The sequence below is a fragment of the Synechococcus sp. H60.1 genome (assembly GCF_047462335.1).
GTDB lineage: Bacteria > Cyanobacteriota > Cyanobacteriia > Thermostichales > Thermostichaceae > Thermostichus.
In genome coordinates, this window is the sequence record NZ_JANSJA010000201.1 from 1 (window position 1) to 6,569 (window position 6,569).

A 6,569-nucleotide genomic window follows, 5' to 3' on the forward strand; every position below is an offset into this window, starting at 1 on the left:
ATCCCCCTCAGAGGTATGAGCAATATCCCTCCTACCCAAATCCACGCCCATTGTTTTGACGGCGTGCTCCGGTTCCGGCACCTCAGACTCCACGCCAATCTGGATGAAGGAGGAACCGTCTTGGCGTTTGACCAACGTGGCTGCTTTGGGATGAGAGCCTGTGAGCCTGCCCCGCTAGTAGGAGCCAACATCCAGCTCAAAGCGTTCGCGTCTCTCAACGGTGGTCAGCGACACCGTCCAGTCCCTCTCCCGGAAAGAGAAGATGCGGGCATCGTAGGTAACAAAGCCAGACTTGAACGCCTTGACGGGACGGTTTTTCTGCTGGGCAAGCTTGCGGGCACCGGCTAACCGTCGGAACACTTGTTGAGTGAGATTACTGGACAGCCCGAACCGTGCACGGACTTCGCGATAGCATAAGAAGTGGAGCTTGACAAGGTTGGCTATATTCTCTGGCGTGTTTTGGTTGACCCAGTAAGGCCTCCGGCCCGCGGGCGCGAGGAGTGCTTGTGCAAAAGCAGACAAGGTCGCATCCAGCTTGGCGGCTTGTGACGCAGACACCTTGAGCTTGCAGGAGATAGTCAGGACTTGGGTCATGCCAAGCCTATTAGCGTTATCCCTCCCCGCCGTATAGACGCTGGAGTATCCAGCGCATTCAGATGACCCCTGTTGAGCGTGCCCAGTGGCTGAAGGGGCAAACCCTGTTTCAAAGCCTGGCGCTGGAGAGCTTGTATCCTCTGGCGGAGCACCTCCAGGAGCAACCCTTTTGCCAAGGAGAGGTTTTGGCGGAGGCAGGAACCACCCCGGCTGGGATCCAGATTTTGCTAGAGGGGCGCTGGGAAGAACGGGATCCCCATTCCGGGGAGGTTCTCAACCTGCTGCCTGGCGCGGTGGCTCATCTGGGGGAAGTCCTGGCGGAGCAGCCGCTGCGGCGGGATCTGGTGGCCGTTTCCCCAGGGATCCGGGGTTGGATCCCGGCTGCGGTGGTACGTCGTTGGCTGGCAGAGCACTCGGGGCAATTGGCCGAGGCTCTGGCCCAGGCTCAAGAGCGCCTCAGCTACGAGCAGGAGCGGCAAGTGGCTTTGCGCCCCTACCTGGTGCCGAAGGTGGAGCGGGGGATCGTCGGCTCCAGCCGCTATGCGGTGCGCCTGCGGCAGCAGATTAAAGAGGCAGCCCAGAGCAGCAAGCCGGTGTTGATCTTTGGGGAGCCGGGCCTGGAAAAAGACAACGTCGCCGCCCTGATCCATTTTGGATCCCCGCGGCGGCGCCAGCCCATGATCAAGGTGGATTGCAGCGCCCTGCAGGCCAGTGGGGCAGACTTGTTCGGACGGGCGGGGGGCAAACCGGGGTTGCTGGAGTGGCTGGGAGAGGGCACGCTGCTGTTGAACAACCTGCATGAGCTGCCCGCCGAGCTGATGCCCAAGTTGCTGCGCCTGCTGGAGACGGGATCCTACACCCCTGTGCAGCGGGGGGAAGGGGATCCGGGAGAGGAGCGCCCCTGTCGCTGTCGTCTGCTGATGGTGTCAGAACGGCCCATCCCCGCCCTCGACCCCTGGGTGATGGCCATCAAAGTGCCGCCGCTGCGGGTGCGCAAGGCCGATATCAAAGCCATGGCCGACTATTTTCTCAGCCTCTACAGCCGCCGGCGGGGGATCCCCAAGCCCAAGCTCTCGCCGGAGGCGCTGCGCCGCTTGCAGAGCTACGACTTTCCCGGCAACTCGCGGGAGCTGCGCAGCCTGGTTGAGCGGGCAGTGGTGCAGGCTGCGGGGGCAAGCGTGTTGGGGGAAGAGGTGTTTTGGGCTTCCCAGCCTCGAGGCAAGCGGTTTCGCCTCAACCTGCTCAACGCCTATCCTCGCTTGCGCCGCCTGCTGCGCAGTCCCTGGTGGCCGGATCGCCTCAACTACGGCCTGGTGCTGCCTCTCTACACGCTGGTGGTGTTTCTCCTCTTCTGGGGGCCTCAGGATCGGGCCCACAATGTGGGGTTGAATCTTTTCTGGGCCTGGTGGTGGCCGGTGGTGCTGCTGGTGTTCCCCTTTTTGGGGCGGGTGTGGTGCGCCATCTGCCCCTTCATGATCTACGGGGAGCTGGTTCAGCGGCTATCTTTGTGGCTTTGGCCGCGGCAGTTGCGGAAATGGCCGCGACAGCCGGCGGAGCGCTGGGGGGGCTGGGTGCTGTTTGCCGGGTTCGCGTTGATTTTCCTGTGGGAGGAGATCTGGGATCTGCCCAACACGGCTTACCTGTCGGGGTGGCTGCTGCTGCTGATTACCGCCGGAGCGGTGGTCTGCTCACTGGTGTTTGAGCGGCGGTTTTGGTGTCGCTACCTCTGCCCGATTGGGGGCATGAACGGCCTTTATGCCAAGCTCTCGATGACAGAGCTGCGGGCCCAGCAGGGCACCTGTTCGGCAGAATGCACCACCTACCAGTGCTACAAAGGTGGGCCCGAGAAAGGGGAAGGCATGGCGACGGGAGGCTGTCCTCTCTACTCCCATCCGGCGCAACTGCAAGACAACAAAGATTGCGTCCTCTGCATGACTTGTCTCAAGGCTTGTCCCCATCGCTCGGTGGAGTTCAACCTGCGCCCGCCTGGGATCGAGCTGTGGACTACCCATACGCCGCGCACCTCTGAAACTGCCCTGTTGCTGTTGCTGCTGGGGGGCATCTATCTCCATTGCCTGCCCCAGATAGCGGAGCGCCTCTCCTGCTGGGGCTTGCGCTGGGATCTACGGCAGTTTTGGCCCCACCTGGGGGCTGCCTTGCTGGCTTTGAGCCTCCCCAGCCTCGTGCCCTTGGCAGCCTGGGGGCTGGCGGGGCTGGCCTATAAGCTAGGCCAGGGGACGCGACCCCGACCCTTTGCGGAGATGATCTACGGCTATTTGCCGCTGGTTTTGGGAGGAACGTTGGCCTTCTATTGGCCCCTGTTTTTGACGGAGGCAGGCCAGGTGCTGCCGGTAACTTGGGCAACTTTCTTCCAGACGGGATCCGCTCTTCCCGTGCTGTGGCAGGCCCACCCAGCGGTGATCCAGTTTCTTCAGGGATCCACCCTGATCCTGGCTTTGCTCCTGTCGTGGGCCCTCACCGGCAAAATTGCCCGCCGCAGTTTGCAGTGGCCCTACCATCTGGCCGCCCTAGGGCTGGAGGTGAGCTTGTGGCAGGTGCTGGGAATTTGATTTCAACCCCTTTCCCCGACAGGGGGCAGCGGATCCCAGGTATCTTGCCAGCGCAAAGCCGCTTGCCGTAGCTGCGCCAAGTTGGCTGATCCGGTGCAAAAAGCGGCGATCCTCAGCTCCTCGATTACGGCCCGGAAGCTGTCCACCACCGCCTGGGCCCGCCCTTGGGAGACGGCGTGGAGAGCGGGAGCGGCCATGCCGACCACATCGGCCCCCAAGCGGATGGCTTTGGCTGCATCGATGCCAGTGCGGATGCCGCCGCTGGCCACCAGAGGCAGGTTGGGCAGGAAGCGGCGGATTTCCAGCAGAGCCAAGGCTGTCGGGATCCCCCAGTCCCGGAAGCTGTGGGCAATGCGTTTCTTGAGGGGATCCCTTTGGCGATGGGCTTCCACCTCGCTCCAGCTCGTCCCCCCTGCCCCGGCCACATCCAGGGCGGACACACCACACTCGGCCAGCCGCCGGGCTACTTGGGCGCTGAGACCATTGCCCACTTCCTTGACCAGCACTGGCACCGGCAACTGGTTCACCAACTGCTCGATGCGGCAATAGAGGTTGCGCCAATCGCGATCCCCCTGGGGCTGAACCGCCTCCTGCAGTGGGTTGAGGTGCAAAATCAGCGCATCTGCCTCGATCATCTCCACCGCCCGCCGCGCCTGCTCCAGCCCATAGCCGTAGTTGAGCTGCACAGCGCCCAGGTTGGCCAAAAGCAGAATATCCGGAGCTACTTGCCGCACCTGGTAAGTCCGGGCCAGCTCCGGGTGTTCTAGAGCTGCCCGCTGGGATCCCACCCCCATGGCAATGCCCAGCTCTTGAGCGGCAGCCGCCAGGTACAGGTTCAACTCCTGGGCAGTGTCTGTCCCCCCGGTCATGCTGCTAATCAGCAGAGGGGCCTGCAGGCGCTTTCCCAGAAACTGGCAACTGAGATCGATCTCCGGCAGCAGCAGCTCCGGCAACGCCACATGCTCGAAGAAAAAGCGCTCAAAGCCGGTGCGGATCCCTTTGGCGTTGACGTCCTGCTGCAAAACAATGTCTAGGTGATCCTGCTTACGTTCGGAGATAGGGGATGGAGAATCGGCCATGGTCTGGATAGAGGGTTGTCCAACCGGTAGCGGGCGAACCACATTGTCCGAAGGTGGCCCGCTGTCTATGATGAGGGCGGGATCCAACCTAGTAGCCATGCAACCTTTGCACATCTTGCTGGCAGAAGGCAACCCTCATCTGCGCAGCTTGCTGGGTTGGCATCTGCAACAGGCGCAGCACCGGGTTTGGGAAGCGGAGACCATTCGCCAGGCCAAAACCCTGCTGCAACAGCAGCCTGTCCACCTCTTGATTTTGGATGCGGAGCTGTCCAGCCGTGCCGGGCTCCAACTATGCCGCTGGGCGCATCGCCATTGCGATGTGTTGATTTTGCTCCTCTCCCAACGGGGATCCGAAGCCGACATCATCGCTGGGCTGGAGGCAGGCGCAGACGACTACCTCACCAAGCCCCTTAGCCTGCCCCTTCTGGATGCCCACATTCAGGCCCTGACCCGTCGGCTGTGGCGCAGCCTTCCCCCCACCTTCCTGCAGTATGGGGATCTGAAAATCGATCTGGTGCAGCGGCGCGTCACCCTGGCCGGTCAAGGCATCGACCTCACCCCGCAGGAGTTTAGCCTACTGATGGTGCTGATCCAGGCCGATGGGGATCCTCTCTCGCGGCAAGAGCTGCTGGAGCGGGCTTGGCCCGATTCCACCGCCAACCCCCGCACCGTCGATACCCACATCCTCTCCCTACGCAAAAAACTAGAGGGGAATCCGCACCAACCCCGCCTCATTCACACTGTGCGCCAGGTGGGCTACTGCTTTGGCCTAAAGCCGCCCCCTCTGTCGCAGCAGCCGAGTCGAGCCAGCGGCGCAGCTGCTCCAGGATCTGGGCTTCCACAGCGGCGTCGTAGAGCCGCAAAGTTAGGCGAGGCACCCGCAAGGAAGCGGTAATTCGCCCTGCCGGCAGATCCAACCACACCAGCTGCTTTTGAAAACAGCGGCAGGTGGCCCCTATCTCCTGCGCCAGCTCTTCCACCTCCGGCCAGCTCAGGCAGCGCGGCAGCAGCAGGTCTGTGGCCCAGCCCCTTCCACACTCTCGCCGCCTCAGGATGCGCAGCTGCATGGATCCCTAAATCCGCTCGGCGTAGAACTCACACCAGGGATCCCCTTTCTCTCTGGCTTTGGTCTCCTTCCCGTAAAACAGCCCACCCCGCTGGAAGAGGCGGCTGTAGAAGACTTGATCCAGAATCGGCTTCTGCTGAATGTTGCCGTTGTAAACCAGATTCATCAGCGCCGGCACCGCCCCTTGGGCAAAATAGCAGGTCGGATAATCTGCCCGTGGGTAGGAAGCCAAAAAGTAGTTGGTCTCGTAGTTGCCGTCAATAGCCACCCGGCAGGAATGATCGCTCACCACCTCCAAAGCCTGCCAACGACCCCACCCCAAGCTGCTGGCTACGGCATAGGCCCCGTGGATCCAGTCGGTATCCTTTTCCAGCATTGGCCCCACAAGGGTTTCCCACTCCAGGGACTCCATGATGTTGCCAAAGGTGTAGAAGACACAGACATGGCCCGATTCGCGAATTAGATCCTCTGCCACCTGCTGCAGACCGGGTTGCACTGCTTTCAGCTCTTCCAAAAAGCGGTACTGGATGCGGTTGCAGTAATTGGCAGGCATGCGCGTGAGCAGCACGTTGAAGGCGCGAATCTGCCCCCGTTCATCTCCTGCCAAAGGCAGGCTCCACAGAGCTTCGTTGACCGCGTCGTAGTCCACCGCTGTTATCGGCTTGGGCAGATCGGCTGGACGTTCGATGAGCTTGCCCATGCCGGGGCTAGGAACCAAAGCCTGAGGCCGTGGCAGCCGAGTCGCCTGGATCACGCAGCGATCCTTGCGCGTAACCGCCATGCACTCCGTTTCCTCTGCCGTGTAGCTGCCCAGCTCGCCAAAAGTGGCATCCAGCGCCGCTGCCACATAGCCCACGGCTAGATGATCAATGGGACGAGTGCGGTTAGCCTGATCCCCGTACTTGCTCAGCCAGCCTTCTGCGTAGTGGGAGTGGGTGAGCTGGGCTTCGCCGCCGCTGGGGCTGGCCTGCAGCTCCAGTCGCCCCAAGCCGAGAAAGCCGAACAACTGGCACGCCACCGCCAGCCGCTCCGCTGCCTGCTGCACTCCCAAGGTTTTAAAAGCGCCCTGGAGCAAGCTGTAGAAAATCTCCTGAGCCGCCGTGCGCAGGATGCTCACCCCATCGATCCAGTTGGGATCCTCAATGGTCTGCTGCAAAAATAGGTTGTAGTGGTGGCAGTGGAAAATCACTGGCTCGCCAAAGAGAGAGAGCAGCTTGCGAGCGCGGTCAAGGCGTAAATGCTCCAACATAGATGGCCTGA

4 protein-coding genes and 1 pseudogene are annotated in these 6,569 nt (G+C 61.9%); 2 read left to right on the top strand and 3 right to left on the bottom strand.

Features of this window, described 5'->3' with window-relative positions; all coding sequences use genetic code 11:
- Window positions 1–594 (bottom strand): annotated as a pseudogene (locus NW852_RS10210) (RNA-guided endonuclease TnpB family protein); the annotation flags it as partial.
- A gap of 62 nt (window positions 595–656) precedes the next feature.
- Here NW852_RS10210 and NW852_RS10215 point away from each other — a divergent pair.
- On the top strand, window positions 657–3,164 hold the full coding sequence (locus tag NW852_RS10215) for a sigma 54-interacting transcriptional regulator (RefSeq protein WP_414371173.1): 2,508 nt from the start codon (window positions 657–659) through the stop codon (window positions 3,162–3,164).
- A 2-nt stretch (window positions 3,165–3,166) separates the two neighbouring features.
- Here the strand turns inward: NW852_RS10215 and fni are convergent, their stop codons facing one another.
- Window positions 3,167–4,243, bottom strand: coding sequence for a type 2 isopentenyl-diphosphate Delta-isomerase (fni, locus tag NW852_RS10220; RefSeq protein ID WP_414371285.1), 1,077 nt, complete (start codon window positions 4,241–4,243; stop codon window positions 3,167–3,169).
- Between the two features lie 97 nt (window positions 4,244–4,340).
- Here fni and NW852_RS10225 point away from each other — a divergent pair, with 97 nt between their 5' ends.
- Window positions 4,341–5,138 (top strand): response regulator transcription factor, encoded by a 798-nt coding sequence (locus tag NW852_RS10225; protein WP_414371175.1) that lies wholly within the window; start codon window positions 4,341–4,343, stop codon window positions 5,136–5,138.
- A gap of 178 nt (window positions 5,139–5,316) precedes the next feature.
- Here the strand turns inward: NW852_RS10225 and NW852_RS10230 are convergent.
- Window positions 5,317–6,569, bottom strand: a 1,253-nt coding sequence (locus NW852_RS10230) for a hypothetical protein (RefSeq protein WP_414426708.1), incomplete at its 5' end; no start/stop codon positions are given.